The organism is Mesorhizobium sp. LMG17149 (assembly GCF_024518695.1).
In the GTDB taxonomy this organism is placed as follows: Bacteria; Pseudomonadota; Alphaproteobacteria; order Rhizobiales; family Rhizobiaceae; genus Mesorhizobium.
On sequence record NZ_JANIFL010000007.1, the window covers coordinates 367,948 to 386,018 of the forward strand.

19 protein-coding genes are annotated in these 18,071 nt (G+C 63.4%); 3 read left to right on the top strand and 16 right to left on the bottom strand.

All coding sequences use genetic code 11. From position 1 onward, the window contains the following. Positions 1–10: 10 nt before the first annotated feature. The 8 genes from NP945_RS19010 to NP945_RS19045 form a co-directional block, all read right to left on the bottom strand. Positions 11–466 carry a MaoC/PaaZ C-terminal domain-containing protein gene (locus NP945_RS19010; protein WP_256747288.1) on the bottom strand — a complete coding sequence of 152 codons (456 nt, stop codon included), beginning with the start codon at positions 464–466 and terminating at the stop codon, positions 11–13. Continuing rightward, complete coding sequence (locus NP945_RS19015) at positions 463–1,536, bottom strand: Gfo/Idh/MocA family protein (protein WP_256747289.1); 1,074 nt, start codon at positions 1,534–1,536, stop codon at positions 463–465. Before NP945_RS19015 ends, NP945_RS19010 begins: the two co-directional genes overlap by 4 nt. After that, positions 1,532–1,861: an L-rhamnose mutarotase gene (locus NP945_RS19020; RefSeq protein ID WP_127269444.1), complete on the bottom strand. Its 330-nt coding sequence runs from the start codon at positions 1,859–1,861 to the stop codon at positions 1,532–1,534. Before NP945_RS19020 ends, NP945_RS19015 begins: the two co-directional genes overlap by 5 nt. 9 nt (positions 1,862–1,870) lie before the next feature. After that, the gene (locus NP945_RS19025) at positions 1,871–2,983 is read right to left on the bottom strand and encodes a mandelate racemase/muconate lactonizing enzyme family protein (protein WP_256747215.1); all 1,113 of its coding nucleotides are present in this window, start codon (positions 2,981–2,983) and stop codon (positions 1,871–1,873) included. A 5-nt stretch (positions 2,984–2,988) separates the two neighbouring features. Continuing rightward, entirely contained in the window at positions 2,989–4,086 is a 1,098-nt protein-coding gene (locus tag NP945_RS19030) for an ABC transporter ATP-binding protein (protein WP_127811136.1), read from the bottom strand. 4 nt (positions 4,087–4,090) lie between these two features. After that, complete coding sequence (locus NP945_RS19035; RefSeq protein ID WP_127267476.1) at positions 4,091–4,957, bottom strand: carbohydrate ABC transporter permease; 867 nt, start codon at positions 4,955–4,957, stop codon at positions 4,091–4,093. Between the two features lie 2 nt (positions 4,958–4,959). After that, the gene (locus NP945_RS19040) at positions 4,960–5,856 is read right to left on the bottom strand and encodes a carbohydrate ABC transporter permease (protein ID WP_023808865.1); all 897 of its coding nucleotides are present in this window, start codon (positions 5,854–5,856) and stop codon (positions 4,960–4,962) included. 134 nt (positions 5,857–5,990) lie between these two features. After that, positions 5,991–7,310, bottom strand: a complete 1,320-nt coding sequence (locus NP945_RS19045) for a sugar ABC transporter substrate-binding protein (protein WP_127267477.1) — start codon at positions 7,308–7,310, stop codon at positions 5,991–5,993. A 169-nt stretch (positions 7,311–7,479) separates the two neighbouring features. Here NP945_RS19045 and NP945_RS19050 point away from each other — a divergent pair, with 169 nt between their 5' ends. Both NP945_RS19050 and NP945_RS19055 read left to right on the top strand, forming a co-directional pair. Continuing rightward, a complete protein-coding gene (locus tag NP945_RS19050) occupies positions 7,480–8,265 on the top strand; it encodes an IclR family transcriptional regulator (RefSeq protein ID WP_127267478.1) in 786 nt (261 codons plus the stop codon). 65 nt (positions 8,266–8,330) lie between these two features. Further along, entirely contained in the window at positions 8,331–9,170 is an 840-nt protein-coding gene (locus tag NP945_RS19055) for an amidohydrolase (RefSeq protein ID WP_256747216.1), read from the top strand. A gap of 9 nt (positions 9,171–9,179) precedes the next feature. Here the strand turns inward: NP945_RS19055 and NP945_RS19060 are convergent, their stop codons facing one another. From NP945_RS19060 to NP945_RS19095, 8 genes are all read right to left on the bottom strand, one after another. Continuing rightward, the gene (locus NP945_RS19060) at positions 9,180–10,151 is read right to left on the bottom strand and encodes an ABC transporter permease (RefSeq protein WP_256747217.1); all 972 of its coding nucleotides are present in this window, start codon (positions 10,149–10,151) and stop codon (positions 9,180–9,182) included. Position 10,152: 1 nt separating this feature from the next. Continuing rightward, a complete protein-coding gene (locus NP945_RS19065) occupies positions 10,153–11,103 on the bottom strand; it encodes an ABC transporter permease (protein WP_256747218.1) in 951 nt (316 codons plus the stop codon). After that, the gene (locus tag NP945_RS19070; RefSeq protein ID WP_256747219.1) at positions 11,100–11,858 is read right to left on the bottom strand and encodes an ATP-binding cassette domain-containing protein; all 759 of its coding nucleotides are present in this window, start codon (positions 11,856–11,858) and stop codon (positions 11,100–11,102) included. The genes NP945_RS19065 and NP945_RS19070 overlap by 4 nt, the downstream gene beginning before the upstream one ends. Continuing rightward, positions 11,851–12,588: an ATP-binding cassette domain-containing protein gene (locus NP945_RS19075; RefSeq protein WP_256747220.1), complete on the bottom strand. Its 738-nt coding sequence runs from the start codon at positions 12,586–12,588 to the stop codon at positions 11,851–11,853. The genes NP945_RS19070 and NP945_RS19075 overlap by 8 nt, the downstream gene beginning before the upstream one ends. Positions 12,589–12,660: 72 nt before the next feature. Further along, positions 12,661–13,848, bottom strand: coding sequence for an ABC transporter substrate-binding protein (locus NP945_RS19080; protein ID WP_256747221.1), 1,188 nt, complete (start codon positions 13,846–13,848; stop codon positions 12,661–12,663). A 26-nt stretch (positions 13,849–13,874) separates the two neighbouring features. Beyond that, positions 13,875–15,044 (bottom strand): extracellular solute-binding protein, encoded by a 1,170-nt coding sequence (locus NP945_RS19085; protein WP_256747222.1) that lies wholly within the window; start codon positions 15,042–15,044, stop codon positions 13,875–13,877. Further along, entirely contained in the window at positions 15,041–16,201 is a 1,161-nt protein-coding gene (locus tag NP945_RS19090; RefSeq protein WP_256747223.1) for a CaiB/BaiF CoA-transferase family protein, read from the bottom strand. Before NP945_RS19090 ends, NP945_RS19085 begins: the two co-directional genes overlap by 4 nt. A gap of 2 nt (positions 16,202–16,203) precedes the next feature. Then, complete coding sequence (locus NP945_RS19095) at positions 16,204–16,755, bottom strand: MaoC family dehydratase (protein WP_127270127.1); 552 nt, start codon at positions 16,753–16,755, stop codon at positions 16,204–16,206. A gap of 199 nt (positions 16,756–16,954) precedes the next feature. Between NP945_RS19095 and NP945_RS19100 the strand changes: the two genes are divergently transcribed. Beyond that, the gene (locus NP945_RS19100) at positions 16,955–18,052 is read left to right on the top strand and encodes a lactonase family protein (RefSeq protein ID WP_256747224.1); all 1,098 of its coding nucleotides are present in this window, start codon (positions 16,955–16,957) and stop codon (positions 18,050–18,052) included. Positions 18,053–18,071: the final 19 nt, after the last annotated feature.

Here is an 18,071-nt window from a genome sequence, read left to right on the forward strand (position 1 = left end):
TTCCCAAGTCTCAGCCCTGCGTCGGCCTGCGTTCGACGATGTAGATGTGGTCGGCCGCCAGCACCACTTCGCCGCGCTGGTTGATCACCTCGCAGCGTTCGATCACCCGTCCCGACCCCGGCCTCTTCGGGTCGTCTTCCCTGGCCGTAATTGTGGTGCGCGTCCGGATCGTGTCGCCGATGAACACCGGCTTGATGAAGCGCAACCGGTCGTAGCCGTAGGAAAAGGCGACAGGGTTGATGACGGTTGCCGTCAGCCCGATGCCGACCGAGAACACCAGCGTGCCGTGCGCGATGCGCTGGCCGAATGGCGTCGTCTTCATGAACTCGACGTCCATGTGGTGCGGGAAGAAATCGCCGGTGTGGCCGGCATGGACGATGAAGTCGGTCTCGGTGATGGTGCGGCCGCTGGTCAGGCGCGACGCGCCAATCTCATAGTCTTCGAAATACTGTATCTGTTCCATCAGGGTCTTTCCGCGATCGGCGTCGCCGGTGCCGCACTCGACTGATACGCCGCCTCGACCAGCGCCATCGTGCTCCAGGCATCCTCGACCGGACTGATCAGCATAGCATCTTCTCCGGTGGCAAAACGCTGGACATTGGCCATGCGGCCGACGAAGGCGTCTGGAAACCACTCGCCGGCCAAGGGCACCGCGACCCAGTCCGTTCCACCCTTGGGGTAAATCTCCAGCACATCCGGTTCACCTGTGGGATAATCGAGGTTGAGACCCAGCTTGAGATAGGCGGCACCTTCTGTGCCGCAGATGCGGAACTCGCAGGCTTGGTGCCGGCGGCCGAACTTGTAGTCGTGGTTGATCGACAGCGCGCAGCGCACGGTGTCGCCATAGTCGAGAATGGCGCTGGTGCGTGTCTGCGCCACGGCATGGTTCGGATGGCCGAGCGTCTTGGCGTGCACACCCTTGGGGTCGCCGAGCAATTGCCGGATCAGGTCGAGATAGTGGATCGAATGCATGGCGATCTCGACGCGCGGCGCCTTGAGCAGGAATTCCCAAAGCTGCCATGGTGTCGCCAGCGCCAGCCAGGCGTCGAAGTCGACGATCTCGCCGAGCCAGCCCTTGCCGATAGCACCCTTGAGCGCCAGCATCATCGGCGCGAAGCGCAATTGGAAGTTCACCGCTGCGTGCAGCTTCCGGGCACGGCAGATCTCGAGGATCGCGGTCGCCTCGGCAAGATTGCTGCCCATCGGCTTCTGGATCAGCGCCACTGCGCCATCAGGCAAGGACTTCAGCACACCGGCATGACGCGACGGCGGGGTGGCAAGATCGAAGATCGCGCCCTCGACGGCAGCAGCTTCTTCGACCGAGCCAAAGGCCGTCACGCCCCATTGGCTGGCCAGCTTTTCAGCCCTGGCGTGGTCGGGATCATAAAGCCCGGCTACTGGAAAGCCGGCCTTCCTGTAGGCCGGGAAATGCGCGTCGCCGACGATCGATCCGGCGCCGAAAGTGACGATCGGCCGGGGTTTTGAGGGTTTTGGCCAGGATTGAACGAGCAAGGCAGGGTCGAAACCGCCTTCAATCATGATGGAAGACCTCGTCCATCTCGGCCCACCACTCGCCCTCTTTGCGCGTCGCCAGCGGCTCCTGGCATGGCATGCAGACCGCCCACCATTCCTGCGTCTTCGGATCGGCCGCCATCTTCGCCATGTCGGCTTCGTAGTCGCTGCCGTGATATTCGAAAGTGCTGAACAGCAGGTTCTCCGGCCGCTTCAGGTAGATCGAATAATTCTTGATGTTGCAGGCGGAGATCATGGCCAGCACGTCGGGCCAGACGGCGGCATGGAGGCGGACATACTCATCGACCTTTTCCGGCTTCAGTCGCAGAACCATCCCCATCCGCTGCATATCAGTCTCCTATTTCGTGATCGCCGTGGTGAATTCGGCGATGCTCATGGCCTTGACCGCGTCCCAGTCCCAGTCGATGCCGATACCCGGTTCGTCGGGCGCCAGCGCCTGGCCATCCTCGATCCGCAGGCGCTTGCCGGTCAACTGGTCGAGCTGCGGAATGTACTCGACGTATCGGCCGTTCTGAACAGCGCAGGTCAGGCTGACATGCAGTTCCATCAGGAAATGCGGGCAGACCGGAATGTCGAAGGCCTCCGCCGCGTGCGCGATCTTGAGCCAGGGCGTGATGCCGCCGATGCGGCCGACATCGACCTGCACGATCGAGCAGGCGCCTTTCTGCATGTATTCGCGGAAATGGCGGATGGAATAGAGCGACTCGCCGATCGCGATCGGCGTCGGCGTCGAGTTCGACAACCGCACATGTCCGTCAATATCGTCGGCCGGCAGCGGCTCCTCGATCCAGGCGAGGTCGAGTTCGCGCAACCTCGCGGCGCGCCGGATCGCCTCGTCGACCGAAAAACCCTGATTGGCGTCGGTCATGATCTCATAGCCGTCGCCGACCGCCTTGCGCACCGCCGACAGGCGGGCAAGATCCTCCGACCCGTGCGGCCTGCCGATTTTCACTTTCGAGCCGCGAAAGCCCTTCGCCTTGGCGGCTAGCGCATCGTCAACCAGCGCCTGCGTCTCGATGTGCAGCCAACCGCCTTCGGTCGTGTAGAGCGGGCAGCGATCCTTGGCACCGCCGGCCAGTTTCCACAGCGGCAGGTTCTGTTTCTTGGCCCGCAGATCCCATAGTGCCGTGTCGATCGCCGCGATCGCTATAGCGGTGATCGCGCCAATCGTGGTGGCATGCGTGGCGAATTCGAGATCGTGCCAGATCGCCTCGATCATGTCGGGGTCGCGGCCGATCAGGCGCGGCACCAGATGGTCTGACAAAAGCCGCATCACCGACGAGCCGCCGGTGCCGATCGTGTAGCTGTAGCCGGTGCCGATCGCACCGTCGGAATCGGTGACGGTGACGATAGGCGTTTCCTGGCTGACGAAGCTCTGGATGGCGTCGGTGCGTTTGACCTTGGGCACAAGGTCCACCATCCGAAGGTCGACTTTCTCAATTTTGGTCATGCCGATCAGCTCCGCAATGTCTTTCCGGTCTCGGTGGCAAACAGATGCGCCTGCGACATGTCGAGGCTCATGGCGACGCGCTCGCTCGGCCGCAGTGGCCTCGGGTTCAGCATGCGCGACACCCAGTCCGTACCGTTGAATTCGACGAACACCAGCGTCTCGTTGCCGAGCGGTTCGGTCACGGTGATCGGCAGTTCGATCTGGTGGACGTCTGCCGCGCCACCGGAACTGATGCCATGGCCGGTCGGATAGATGTCGTCCGGCCGTAGCCCGAACACAACCTTGTCGCCGGTCGTGACATTGGCCTTGAACTGAGCGGGCAGCGGCAGCTTTTCGCCGTTGGCGAAAACCATCTGGCCGTCGTCGATCGTGGCCTCGTGCAAATTCATCGGCGGCGAGCCGATGAAGCCGGCAACGAAGCGGGTCGCCGGCCGCCGAAAGACCTCGTCGGGCGTGCCGACCTGTTCGATATGGCCGTCGCGCATGATGACGATGCGATCGGCCAGCGTCATCGCTTCGACCTGGTCGTGGGTGACGTAGATCACCGTCGACTGCACCTTGGCATGCAGCTTCTTGATCTCGGTGCGCATCTGCGTGCGCAATTTGGCATCGAGATTGGAAAGCGGCTCGTCGAACAGGAAGACGTCAGGATCGCGCACGATGGCGCGGCCCATGGCGACGCGCTGGCGCTGGCCGCCGGACAGTTGTGAGGGGCGGCGATCCAGCAGCGTGTCGAGGCCGAGGATGGCCGAGGCCTCGGCGACGCGGCGCTCCATGTCTTCCTTGGCGGCACCTGCGATCTTCAGAGAGAAGCCGAGATTTTCGCGCACCGTCATGTGCGGATAGAGCGCGTACGACTGGAACACCATCGAGATGTTGCGCGAGCGTGGCGGCAAATCGTTGACGATGCGCCCGCCAATCTCTATCGAGCCGGCGCTGATCTCTTCCAGCCCGGCGATCATCCGCAGCGTCGTCGACTTGCCGCAGCCGGACGGGCCGACCAGCGCGATGAATTCGCGGTCGGCGATATCGAGATCGATGCCGTGCACGATCCCGACAGTGCCGTAGCGCTTGGTCAGCTTGGTGAGGGTAACGGTTGCCATGGTATCAGCCTTTCACCGCGCCGGAGGTCAGGCCGCCGACAAGGTGTTTCTGGACGACGTAGGTGAGGGTGAGCGCCGGGATGATCATCACCACGGCCAGCGCGCACATGCCGCGCCAGTCGATGGTGAACTCGGCCGTGTAATCGAGCAGCCCGACCGGCAGCGTCTTGGCGCTCACCGAACGGGTCAGCTGCGAGGCCAGAGCGAACTCATTCCAGCAGGTCAGGAAGGCGAAGATCGCGGCCGACGCGATGCCCGGCCCGGCAAGCGGGAACTCGACCTGCCAGAACGCCTGCCAGCGCGTGCAGCCATCGATCTGCGCGGCCTCCGCGAGGTCCTTGGGCACCTGACGGAAGAAGCCGTCGATCAGCCAGATCGTGAACGGCACGTTGAGCGCGACATAGGCAAGGATAAGCCCGAAATGGGTGTCGATGATGCCAAGCCGCACATAGAGGAAAAACAGCGGCAGCGAGAGCGCAATGCCCGGCACGGTGCGCGTCAGCATCAGCCCGAGGAAGACGCTCGATTTGCCGCGGAAGCGGTAGCGCGCGAACGCATAGCCGCCGGCCATGCCGATGGCCACCGCAATGACCGTCGAGGTCACCGAGATGATCAACGAGTTGCGGAAATATTCGATCACTGGAATGCCGCCTTTGCCGATACCGCTGAACATGGCGACATAGGCGTCGAACGAAATCTCCTGCGGGATCCAGACCGGCGGCTTGGCCATGATCTCGACCGCCGGCCGCAGCGACGAGAGGACGATCCACAGGCCCGGCAGGCAGATCGTCAGCATCGCCAGGAACAGGCCAATGCGATAGACGATGCCCAGCAGCCGGCGCTTCAGGCGGGCGGAAGAATTCTCGTCCATCTTCACCACTCCGCACCAATCTGCGTGCGCGCCGCGGCGAGCTTGTTGAAGAAGTAGACGGTGAAGGCGATCGACAGCAGGATCGAGAAATAGGCCATGGCGTTGGCCATGCCCATGCGCCCGTCGCTGTAGGCGGTGCGGGCCACCAGGGTCCATAGCAGTTCGGTGCGGCCCGCCGGTCCGCCATCGGTCATGATCTTGACGATGTCGTAGGCGCGCGCCACGTCGAGCGAACGGATAGTCATGGCTATGTAGGCGAAAGGCATGACGAACGGCCACGTCACATAGCGGAATGTCTGCCACGGCGTGCAGCCGTCGACACGCGCCGCCTCGATCGGCTCCTTGGGCATGGCGAGCAGGCCGGCGAGGATCAGGATGGCGAAGATCGCCGTCGACGACCAGATCTCGGCGATCGAAATGGCGATGAAGGCGAGATGGCCCTCGATCAGCCACGGTATGGCGTCTTGCGTGATGCCGAGCGACTGCAGCGCATTGTTCACCAGGCCGATATTGTCGTTGAACATGAACTTGAACTGGAAGCCGACGAGGATCGGCGAGAACATCATCGGGAACATCATCAGCGTGCGCAGGATGCGCTGGCCGCGTGTCGCTTTCTCGACCAGCATGGCAAGCCCAAGGCCGAGCAGCATTTCGAGATTGAGCGCGATGGTCAGTAGCAGCACCGTGCGGCCGAACGCCCACCAGAAATCGGTGTTGGACAGGATCGAAAGATAGTTCCGGATGCCGATGAAGACGTAGAACGTTTCGGGCCGCGTCAGGCGGAACGGCGTGAAGCTGGAGTAAAGGGACAACAGCAACGGCACAACGACAACCGCCGCCAGCACGATCATGGCCGGAAGCAGCAGCAGGAATGGCGCGGATGGCTTGAAGCCCTTCATCAGAATCCTTGAGGTGTTTGCATTTGGACGGCGGTGCGTGGGCCGGGGGCGATGGGTTAGCGCAAACCGCTGGCCGCGAAAACGCGATCGCCTCCCCCATTTCTGGTGGGGGAGGCAGCCCTGGGAGCCCGTTTCTAGAGCTTGCCGGCGTCCTGGAGGATTTGCGTCGCCTTGGCGGCTGCATCGTCCAGTGCCTGCTTGGAGGTTTTGTCGCCGAGGATCGCCGCCTGCAACTCGGGATAGACGGCGTTCGAGATCTCGATCCATTCAGGCGTCTGCGGCACGGCAAACGCGTGCTTGGCCTCTTCCTGGAAGGCGGTAAGAACCTCCTTCTTGTAAGGATCGTTTTCGGCCTGCTTCAAAACCCAGTCCCACACTGCGGTACGGGTCGGCAGCGGCCCGGCGGCGGCCTCGAGCTTCTGGCTGTCTTCGTTGGTCAGCCACCACACCAGGGAAGCCGCGGCCTCCTTGTTGGGGCAGTTCTCGGTCACCGAGAAGCCATGGAAACCGGACCAGCCGGTGCGCTTGCCGGACGAGCCCTTCGGCGCGACCTTGACGCCGACATTGCCGGCGACCTTCGACGACTTCGGGTCGTTGAAGAAACCGGCCCAGCCCGGCCAGTCGAGGTTGATAGCGACGGTGCCGGACGCAAAGCCCTGGCCGAGATCGTCCCAGAGGTAGTTGGTCGTGCCGGCCGGCACGGCCTTGGCCTTGTAGAGGTTGACGAACCAGTCGAGCGCCCGGATGCCGGCGTCGGAATTGAAGACCGGCTTGCCATCCTTGTCGAGATACTCGCCGCCTTCAGCGACAACCATCTCGTAGAAGCGGCCGTTGATCGCCTCTTCTTTGCCGGCGAACTGCGTGCCGTAGAAATTGGGTGGGTTGGCGAAGAACTGGGCTTGGTCGGTCACTTCCTTCCAGGTGTCCGGCGGCACCAGATCATAGCCGTATTTCGCCTTGAACTTGGTCTTGTTGTCGGCGTTCTCGTACAGGCTCTTCTGGTAGTAGAGCGCCGAAACGTCGAACTGCGCACGCGGCAGCATCTCCAGCTTGCCGTCGATGGTTGCGGACGTGATCGTCGACGGCACGAAAGCGTCGATCTCTTCCTTGGGCAGCAATTTGCTGAGGTCGGTGTAAAGGCCCGTATATTGCGGCGCGAAGGACGAATGGTTCCAGCCGACGCACCAGTTGGTGCTGCCGGAGGCGATGTCGGACTTGAGCTCCTTGTCGATATCGAAGCCGTTCTTCTTGGTCAGGATGTTGACCTTGGCGCCGGTCGCCTTCTCCCATTCGGGAATGCGCTCGTAGAGCTTTTCATATTGCTGGCCGCCGATCAGCTTCACGTCGACGGTCACGCCTTCGAACTTGCCGGGCAGGTCGCCGGCAAGGGCAGCGCCCGCACCTGACGCGAGCAACAATGCACCGGCGCACACGCCGGACAGCAGTCTGTTCATTGGTATCCTCCCTTGGCGCCGCCTCCGCGGCGACCGCAACTCGTCTGATGACAAGAAGTGCTACATTCATATACAAACAAAACATTCATAGACACGTCAAGGCGAAATTTGTTTCCGCCGCGCACGTTCCTGCGTATATGAAGGGTGAAATTCACTGGAGGATGAGCCCATGGACGACAGCGAAGACGAGCGCTATCGCGCGCCGGCGCTCGACAAGGGGCTCGATATCCTTGAACTGCTGGCGGGCGTCGACGGCGGCCTGACCCAGGCCGAAATCGCCAAGAAACTCGACCGCAGTCCCAACGAATTCTATCGCATGCTCGACCGGCTGGTGCGGCGCGGCTACGTCACGCGCCTCGATGGCGACCGCTATTCGCTAACGCTCAAACTGTTCGGTCTGGCACAGTTGCACGCGCCGGTACGGCGGCTGGTCTCCTATGCGACGCCGCTGATGCGTGAACTTGCCGAGACATCGCAGCAGGCCAACCAACTCGTTGTTTTTGATCGCGGTTCTGCCGTCGTCATCGGCCAGCAGGAAGCACCGAACTACTGGGGCATATCGATCCGGGTCGGCTCCCATATCAGTTTGTTCGACACCGGATCGGGACATGTGCTGCTCGCCTTCCGCTCACCGGAAGAGCGCCAGATGATGATTTCCGAACACGTCCGCAGCACCGACAAGACGGCGCAATCGACCGAGTTCTTCACCCGTCTCGACCAAATCCGCGACCGTGGCTACGAGATGATGGCCTCGATGCAGACAGCCGGCGTCTTCAACCTGTCGGCCCCGGTCCGCAGTTCCGACGGCAAGGCGATCGCCGCGTTGTCGATTCCCTACATCACGGTGGTCAACGCGCCTTCCGCGCCCGACATCACCAGGACGATCGAACTGTTGCTGGCGACGTGTGAAAAGCTGTCGCACCTCGCTGGATCAGCAGTCGGCTCATCGGCATGAATTCTTATTTGAATGAAGAATTCCCCCGTGAGATGATTTAAAAAGCCAGAGGGAGGAGCCTCACCATGATCATCGATACCCATCTTCACCTGATCGATCGCTCGGCCCTGCGCTATCCCTGGCTCGCCGGCGTGCCGGCGCTCAACCGCGATTTCTCTTATGAAGACTACGCGACGGAGGCGCAGCGTGTCGGCGTCGGGCGTGTGCTGCATATGGAGGTCGATGTCGATCCAGCCGACATCGAAGCCGAGACCGCTCGTGTGGAAGAACTGTCACGGCAGTCCGGCAGCATGCTGGCCGGGGTGATCGCGTCCTGCCGCCCTGAGGAAGGGGACTTCGCGGCCTATCTCGAACGGCAGCGGGCAAACCTGTTCGTAAAAGGCTTTCGCCGCGTCCTCCATGTCGTGCCCGACGAGCTCTCGGAAGGTGCGGTGTTCCGCGACAACATCAAGCGGCTTGGCGGCACCGGCCTGACTTTCGACCTCGTCGTGCTGCCGCACCAGATCCCCAGGGCGATCGCGCTTGCCGACCTGGCACCCGATGTCCAGTTCGTCCTCGATCATTGCGGCGTCCCCGACATCAAAGGCAAGAGCGAACATCCATGGCGCGAGCATATGAGCGACATCGCCCGGCGCCCGAATGTCATGGCCAAAATCTCCGGTGTCGTCGCCTATGCCGATGCCGGCAGCTGGACGGTTGAGACGTTGCGGCCGTACGTCGAGCACACCATCAATTCATTCGGCTGGGACCGCGTCGTCTGGGGCAGCGACTGGCCGGTCTGCACGCTAGGCGGCGGCCTGTCGACCTGGGTGGCGGCGACCCATGCATTGCTCTCGGGCTGCAGCATTGGGGAGCGCGACAGGCTGTTGTCCGGCAATGCCCGCAAGCTGTGGCGGCTCGACTGACTGGTCCTTTCAGATGGTTGTCGAGACGTGCCGTTCGCGGCCATAGAGCGAAACCAGCAGTACGATGACGAAGCCGAGCGCGGCCTGCACCGCTGCGGGCTGGAAGCCGAGGCCGATCAGCAGCGTGTTGATCTCGGTCAGCACCAGCACGCCGGCGATCGTGCCGAGATAGCTTCCCCGGCCGCCGACAAGTGCTGCGCCTCCTACGACGACCGCCGCGATGGTCTGGAACAGATAGGGCTGGCCGACATCGCCATAGGCCGAACCGGTGAAGCCGAGCAGCAGCACCCCTGCCACGGCGGCGAAGAAAGCGCTTGCCGCATAGGTGATGACCCACATGCGAACCGGGTCAATCAGCGCCAGTGGCGCCGCGCCCGGATTGCTGCCCAGCGCGTAGAGCCGGCGGCCATAGGGCGTTCGCTCCAGCACCAGCACGACGAGTGCGGCCAGCACGACCAGGCTCGGCACCAGCCACGGCACCGGCAGCGGTCCGGCCGATCCGCCGATCGACACGAAGCTGGAAACCGCTTGCGGCGCGGAGCCCGATGGGAAGCCGGCTGTCCACAGCAGCACCAGCCCTTGCACGACCATGCCGATGCCGAGCGTGACGATCAGCGGCTGGATGTCGAGACTGCGCGAGATCAGCCCGTTCAGCCCGCCGATGATGAGCGCCAGCGCACCGACAACGCCGCAGACCACAACAAAATTCCAGCCGTCGCCATAGAGCTGCGCCGCCACGACATTGGCAAAGCCGATGACGAACGGGATCGACAGATCGATGCCGCCCATGATGACGACCAGCGTCTGCCCGATCGAGGCGACGGCAAGCAGCGAAGCGAGCACCAGCATGGCGCGTATCGCAAACGGCGCCGAATAGCCGGGAATGAGGAGCGTGCCGGCAAGGTGCAGAAGGGCGGCGACGCAGAAGGCGCCGACGACGCGGGCGTTGGTTGTGGCGAAGAGGTTTTGGCGCAAAACCATGTCAGCGTCTCCCCATGGCAAGACGTTCCTGCAGCGCTGTCAGCATCACGGCCAGCACCAGGATCGCGCCGTAGGCGATCTGCAGCACGAAGGTCGAGACGTTGAACGTCGTCAGCACGCTTTGCAGCAGGAAGATGTCGATGGCGCCAATGGCTGCACCGGCGACGCCGCCACGCCCGCCGGCCAGGCTGACGCCGCCGAGCGCTACGGCGGCGATGGCGATCAGCGTGTAGGTCGGCCCGATGTTAGGGTCGGCGGAGCCGATCAGCGCGGTCAGCATCAGCCCGGCGCATCCGCCCAGGATGCCGGTCATGACATAGGCGATGAAGCGCACGCGCGTGACATCGACGCCGGCGGTGTAGGCCGCGCGGTCGTCGCTGCCGACCGCCATCAACTGGTCGTAGTAGGGGGTGCGCCGCACCAGCCACCAAGCGATGAACATCAGTGCCAGCGGAAGCATCGAGAGCGGGCCGGACAAGGCCTTGAGCCAAGCCGGCGCCGGGCCGATCGGCGCCGGCAGGATCGTCAGCGTGACGCCGGTCAGGATCAGATAGGTGCCGAGCGTGGCGACGATCGGCTGGATGCGCACGATTGTCGCGAGAAAGCCGTTCGCAGCACCCACCAGCGCGCCGACGAGCAACGCCGCCGGAACGAGCACCAGGGGCGATGAGATGCCGGCGCCGAGGAACAGCACCTGGATCGTCAAAGCGTTGACGAAGCCCATCAATGGCCCGACCGAGATGTCGATTCCGCCACGCCCGGCGAGGATGACAGGCGTGGACGCAATGGCCGCACCGACCAAGGGCGCCGCCAATCCGACCAGCGCGCCCCAGGAACCCGGCTGGAACCGCCCGGGGCTGAGGATAAGATTGATCGCAAGCAGCACGACCAGCAGCACCACCGCGAAGCCGAAATTTCGCCCAAGGGACAGGAGGCGCGCAACAGGGTTCATGCCGCACGTCCGAACATGGCTGATATCACGCTGTCGGTGGTGAGCGCGTCGCCAGAGATCTCGGCCGCGACTTCATTCTCACGGAACACCAGCACGCGCTGGCACAGGAGAAGAATCTCCTCGATTTCGCTGGATAGGATGACGAGGCCCATGCCGTCGGACGCCAGCCCGCGAAACACGTCGTAGAGCACATGCCGCGTCGCCACGTCGACGCCACGCGTGGGATCGTTGAGGAGCAGGATCGCGGGCTCCAGCGCCAAGGCACGCGCCAACAGCACCTTCTGCTGGTTGCCGCCCGAAAGAGTGGTGATCGGCGCATCGGGCCGGGGTGCGGCGATCGACAGTTTTTCGCGGTAGATGTCGTACCGCGCCTTGCGCGCCGCGGGGCTGATCAGCCCGAGCCGAGTGTCGCGCGACAGAGTCGAAACGGCGAAATTGTCGAGCACCGACTGCGTCGGGAAAATGCCGTTGGCGCGTCGGTCGCGCGGCAAATAGGCGATGCCGCTGGCGACAGCCTTGCGAAACCCGGTAATCTTGCGGGAGGCACCCGATGAACCGAGTTCGATCGAGCCGCCATGGGGCGGTTCCAGGCCGGCAAGCATCTTGAGAAACAGCTCCTGGCCATGACCATCGAGACCGGCAAGCCCGACGATCTCACCCGGAGCGATTGCCTGCGTGATCGGGCTGGCGCCGGGCGCGATGACGAGTTCGCGAACGGCAAGACCACCAAAATCGAGAGCAGTGCGATCAGCCATGCGCCAATTCCGCAGCGGTACGTGGCGCCATCGCCTTGAGAAGTTCCGCCGGCGTGGAAGCGCCGCGCTCTTCGGTGCGCACGACGCTGCCGCCCCGCAGGATCGAGATGCGGTCCGAAAGCGTCATCACCTCATCCATGCGGTGGGTGATGAACAGGATCAGGCAGCCTTCGCCGGCAAGCGCACGCATCAACGAAAAAACCGATTCGCGGTCGGCGAAGTCGAGCGCGGCGGTGACCTCGTCGAGGATCAGGATCTTTGGGTTGCGCACGATCGCGCGGGCGAGAACGACCAATTGCTGCGCGGCAAGCGGCAGCAGGCCGGCTGGCTTGTCGAGGGGGACGTCGGTGACCGCGAAGCGCTTCAGCGCGGCTTCCGCCCGGTCACGGCGCTCATGGCGGGGAACGGCACGTCGGACCAGTCCGTCGAGGCCGAGCAGGATGTTGTCGGTTACGCTGCGGTCCGGCGCGATCAGCACCTCCTGGAATACCGTGGCGAAGCCTTGCGCCTGGAAGGCCGATGGATTGGCGCCAGAGAATGGCTTGCCGTGCAGCAGGATCACGCCGCTGTCCGGCTGGACGATGCCGGACAGCAGCTTGACCATCGTGCTCTTGCCCGAACCGTTCTCGCCCAGAATGGTGTGGATGGTTCCCGCCCGAAACGCGATCGATGCGTCCGAGAGCGCGATCGTCTCGCCATAGCGTTTGGATATGGTTTTGATTTCAAGCATGTAGCATTTCGATGCTGGCAGACCGGCTCCCCGAAAGGAGCCGGCCTGTTGAGAGACTGGTTCGCGCAGGCGTCACTTTGCGCAGGCGTCGGGTACCTTCGAATAATCCCAGCCCTTGGTCGGCGCCGGGTTCGAGAAATAGGCGTCGAGCCATTCCTCCGGCATCGGATCTTTCGGCGGGATCGGGAAGATCGACACGGCATCGGTCGTCATGCAGTCCTTGTACCAGGCACCGAGATCGGCGGTGTGGACAGGCGGGATCGGGATCAGCAGCGTGTTCAGCTTCGGCTTCTGTCCGTCGAGCATGCGCTCGCCGACGCGGAACAGCGTTTGCGCGGTCCAGTGCGGCAGCACCGCATGGCCTTCGAAGCGGTACTTGTCGGGGTTGGCCTTCCAGTAGCCCAGCGCATCGCCGGTGATCGAGCCGGTGATCAATGGCGCCGGCCGGCCGGCTTCCGCGAAGGCTTCGGCAACGACACGGCTCTCGCTGCCTGTCGTCCACACCGCATCGATCGGCGCCGGGTTGGTGGCGATCGCCTGCAGCACCACTGTCTTGGTGACGTTGGCCGTCCAGTTGCCGTTGACGTTGCGCGAGATCTTCAGCTTCGGATTTTCGGCCAGCGCCTTGTCCGCGCCCTGGCGCTCCTGCACCACGATCGGGTGTCCCGCGATGCCTTCGACCAGAAGGATGCTGGCGCCGTCCGGCTGCGCCTTGCCGATCGCCGCCATCATGTCATAGCCCCAGCGCGCATAGTTGGAATCGACATTGATCGCGTTCGGGCTGGTCACCGAGCCGGCCGCCGTGATGAATGGAATGCCGGCCTTGGCGGCAGCGTCGATGGCGTCGTCAAGCGCCGTCGCCGAACCCGGGATCGAGGTGATGATCGAGCACTTCTTGTCGATGAAGGCGCGGATCTGGTTGATCTGCTGGCTGGCGTCATTGTTGGAGTCCGACACCTCGAAGCTGGAGACGGTGCCGTCGGCGATTAGCCCGTCGACAAGGCGCTTCAGTTCCTTGGTCACCGTGACCCGCCACGGATTGCCCTGATATGATTCCGAGTGGCACCATTTCCACGGCTTGGGCGGCGCGGTGAAATTGTCCCAGGCCGAGGGCAGCACCTTCTGGGGCGCGCCGTCATACTGCGCCTTGAGTTCGGTCGGCAGCCCGCCGATGACGCCTTGCACATCCTGGGCAAAGGCGGTCGTTGCAAGCGAGGCAAGCGCCGTTGCGGCCAGCAGGCCGCGGATCATTCCTGTCATTCTTGTTCTCCTCCGTTCGGTTTGGTTCAGGCTCCTCCACCGGCAGCGCCGGACACCTGCGCCGGGAAACTCTCCCGAAACAGGCGATTGAGATCGGCAACGACCTGTCGGGCTTGATGCCGGGAGGTCATGCCGGAAAGGATGCGTTCGGACGCGGCCTGCTGGAACGCCATGTAGCCGTCATGGCGTGGCCGCACCCATGCGCCCTCCAGCGTCGCGCGCGTATCCCGATAGAAGTCGCCGGTCGCTTCATTGACGGCTTGATCTTCCCAGGCCGCTGCATGGCCGGGCTGGCCCCCGGCGGCGGCATAGGGGCCGCGCTGGACATCGTCGCTCGCGACCCAATAGGCGAAGTCGATCGCGGCATCCCTGGCTTTGGAAAAGGCTGAAACCGCTATGCCGGTGCCGCCAAGCGCCGAACCGACAGGGCCGCCGGAACCGATGACCGGAACATCGGCAAAGGCCAGCCGGTTCGCCCGAAAGCCATCCGTCGCATAGGACACGTAGCCATAGATCAGTGGCGCGCAGACGAACCTGGAACTGGCCTCCGCCATACGTTCGGAGACGGCAATCGGGTCCATCTCGAAACACGCGGGATCGACCAGCGCTGTGATCTCGCGCATTGCCTCGAAGACTTGGCTACCGATCTCCACATCGATCAGATCGTTGGATGGATCGGTCGTGCAGGCATGCCCTAGATTGCCGGCAAGCGTGTAGAACACCATCAACACGTGAGGCGGCCGCAGCGGCAGCAGCACGCGGTCTTGACGGGCGAGATCGAGCACCTCGCTCCAGCGCGCCGGTGGCGCACTGATCGCATCCGGCCGCCATGCCTGGACCTGGGTTGCCGCATCAATCGGGAAAGCCCATTGCCGTCCTTGCCAGTTGTAGCTCGGATAGGACTGGCCGACGCTGTCCGAGGCAAGGGCCGTGCGCTCCGCCTCGCGGCCGGTGACATCCAGCGGCTCGAGGCAACGCTCCGCCGTGATCTGGCCGACATGCGGATGGTCGATGACGATGAGATCATAGGCGCGCGCGAGTTCCTCGACCGGGAAGGATTCGAAATCCTGAAGCGAGCGCTTGTCCCACTCGATCACGACGCCGGTCTTCTGCTGCCAAAGCGACGAGCAGGCGACCATCGGATCGTAGCCGCGCGGGTGGCTCCAGGTCATACCTTTGAGCTTGGGCGAACTCACAGGCCGAACTCCGCGCGGATCGCAGCACTGTGCTCGCCGATGCGTGGTGCTGCCCGGTCGACCTTGGCTCTGATGCCGTCGACCCGGAGCGGCGAACTGGTGGTGAGGATCGAGACGTCATCCTCGCGCGTCACCGTCTGCAGCATGTCGAGGGACTGGAACCCTTCGCTCGCCAGCATCTCCGGCCAGGTCAGCACTTTGGCGCACCAGATGTCGGCCGGCTCGAGGAGATCAAGCCACTCATCGATGGTCTTGGTCGCGATCCGCTGCGCGATGATCGCCTTGATGTCGTCGCGCGCGGTGAACCAGGATGCCGGCTTGTCACGATAGGGTGCGAGTTCGCTGAGCGACAAGAGATCGGCCAGCTTGGGGATCGGCGTCATGGCGATGGCGAGGTAGCCGTCCTTGGCCGGATAGACACCGTAAGGCGCCGACAGATAGGCATGCGCACTGCGGAAACTGGAGCGCCTGGGCAGCCGGCGGCCGTCATTGAGATGCGTGGTCAGCACCTCGAACTGGAAATCGACAAGCGCTTCCAGCAGGCTGGTTTCGATGTGGCTGCCCTGACCGGTGATACCGCGCCGCACCAGTGCGGCCAGAATGCCCTGCGCACAGGCCGCACCGGCCAGCATGTCGCCGATGGCGAGGCCGAATGGCACCGGCCCCTGGTCCTCGTCGCCGTTCAACCACATCACGCCGGAACGCGCCTGCGCCAGGAGATCCTGGCCCGGGCGTTTGACCCACGGGCCGTCCTCACCATAGCCGCTGATCGAGGCATAGACCAGGCGTGGATTGATCTTGCGGACCGCCTCGTAGTCCAGGCCGAGCCGTTCGATGACGCCCGGCCGGAAATTCTGGATCAGCACGTCGGCCTTGGCCAGAAGGCCGCGCAGCGCCTCGAGGTCGGCCTCGTTCTTGAGGTCGATGGCAAGACTTTCCTTGGCCCGGTTGATGGCATGGAAGATGGTGGAATCGCCGCCGATCTCGGTGTCGCTGAGATAGAGCCGGCGCGACAGGTCGCCGCCATCCGGGCGCTCGATCTTGATGACGCGCGCGCCGAGATCGAGCAGCCTCAGCGAGCAATAAGGCCCGGACAGGAACTGGCTCATGTCGACGACGACGAGACCGGCGAGCGGCAATTCGGCTGCTGCCGGCATCGTTATTTCTCCGTCTTGCCGACGAAGTCGGCCGGGTTGCGGTACTTCACCGTCTGCAGATGCTCGCAATAGAGAACCAGCTCGCCTTCGCCCTTGAACACCTCGTAGCTGGCGCGGATCAACCCCATCTCCTGGTAGCGGGGCTTCTTGTCGAGATTGGAGCGGATCGAATAGATCGTGTCGCCAATGAAGACGGGTTTTATGAAGCGGAGCTTGTCGTAGCCATAGGAAAAGGCGTTGACGCAGTTGGTGGCGACCAGTCCCAGGCCAGCCGAGAAGACGAAGGCGCCGGCGATCAGCCGCTTGCCGAAAATGCCTTCGCTCTCGGCAAACATCTGGTCCTGCACATAGGGGTGGATGTCGAGCACCAGCGTGTTGAACAAATGGCTGTCGCCTTCGGCCATGGTCCGTCGCAACGAGCGGATCTTCTGCCCGACCGGCCAATCCTCATAGAACCAGTTTTCGGCGTTCCATACCGGCAGCGCGGCATGATCCGCCGGCATGTTCTTGGGATGCGTCGAGGCGACACCGACGGTGGATGCGAAATCGTTCATGACCGAATCCGCCAGTCCTGCCGAAGGGACCGCGCAACCATTTGAACACGCATCAAGGCGCCTGAATCCAAGACGTCTCCTCCCGTCAATCTTCTTTTGTAAATAGTATTTTCACATATGGGGTTGCGTTGCAAGCGTGAACAGGCGAAATTTTGGCTGCTCCCGCGCGCCGAAGCGCAGGCGGGCAGGGAGGAAAATCATGCGCAAGGATTGTCTGGTCTTTGTCGGCAGCCTGAATCGCGAGGCGCCGTATTTTCAGGGCGCTCGGGGCGTCGGTCTCGGCGTCTACAGCTTTGACGAGGAAACGCTGGAAACCCGAAAACTGGCTGAAGCCGATGACGTCGACAATCCAACCTTCTTCTCGGTGACGCCGGACGGTTCACACGTCTACGCCAATTCGGAAGTCTTCACCTGGCGCGAGGGAACTGTCTCCGCCTACAGCTTCGATCGTGCCTCGGGCGCGCTCACCTATCTGAACAAGCAGCCATCGCTGGGCAGCATCACCGCCCACAACACCATCACCCGCGACGGAACAAAACTGCTGGTCGCCAATTACGGCATGGGCGGGGGCGGCCCGGACCGCGCCGTGGCGGTTTATGGTTTCGAAAAGGACGGCGCGCTGACGGCCCCGCTGGCCAGCGTCTCGCATTCCGGCACCGGCCCGAATGCGGCACGACAGGAACGCTCGCACGCCCACAGTATTACCGAAACCATTGCCGGCGGGACAGCCATCGTCGCCGATCTCGGCATCGACCGGCTGGTGTCCTACCGGATCGAGCTCGACGGCAACCTGACCAAGCTTGCGGAATCCGCTTTGCCGGCGGGCGCCGGTCCACGCCACCTCGCACTGCATCCGAACGGACGCTTCGTCTTCGTTATGAACGAGCTGGATTCGACCATCGTGGCGATGGCGCTGGACGAAGCCTCGGGCAAGCTCACGCTCATCGACGCCAAGCCGGCGGTGCCGGCCGAGGCGCGCGACAGCAACCATTGCGCCGACATCCAGATCTCGCCGGATGGCCGTTTTGTCTACGGCTCCAACCGTGGCCATGACAGCGTCGTCATCATGGCGGTCGACCAGCAGACGGGTTCGCTGAGCCTCGTCGGCTATATCTCTTGTGGTGGCGCGACGCCGCGCAATCTGGCGCTGACGCCGTCAGGCGGCCATCTGTTTTCCGCCAACCAGAACGCCGACCGCATCTCGATCTTCGCTCGCGACGCCGAGACCGGCATACTCAGCGACACCGGGCGCGCCATCGAGATCGGCACGCCGATGTGCGTCAAGATCGTGCGCTGAACGCCGACAACTGTGAAGC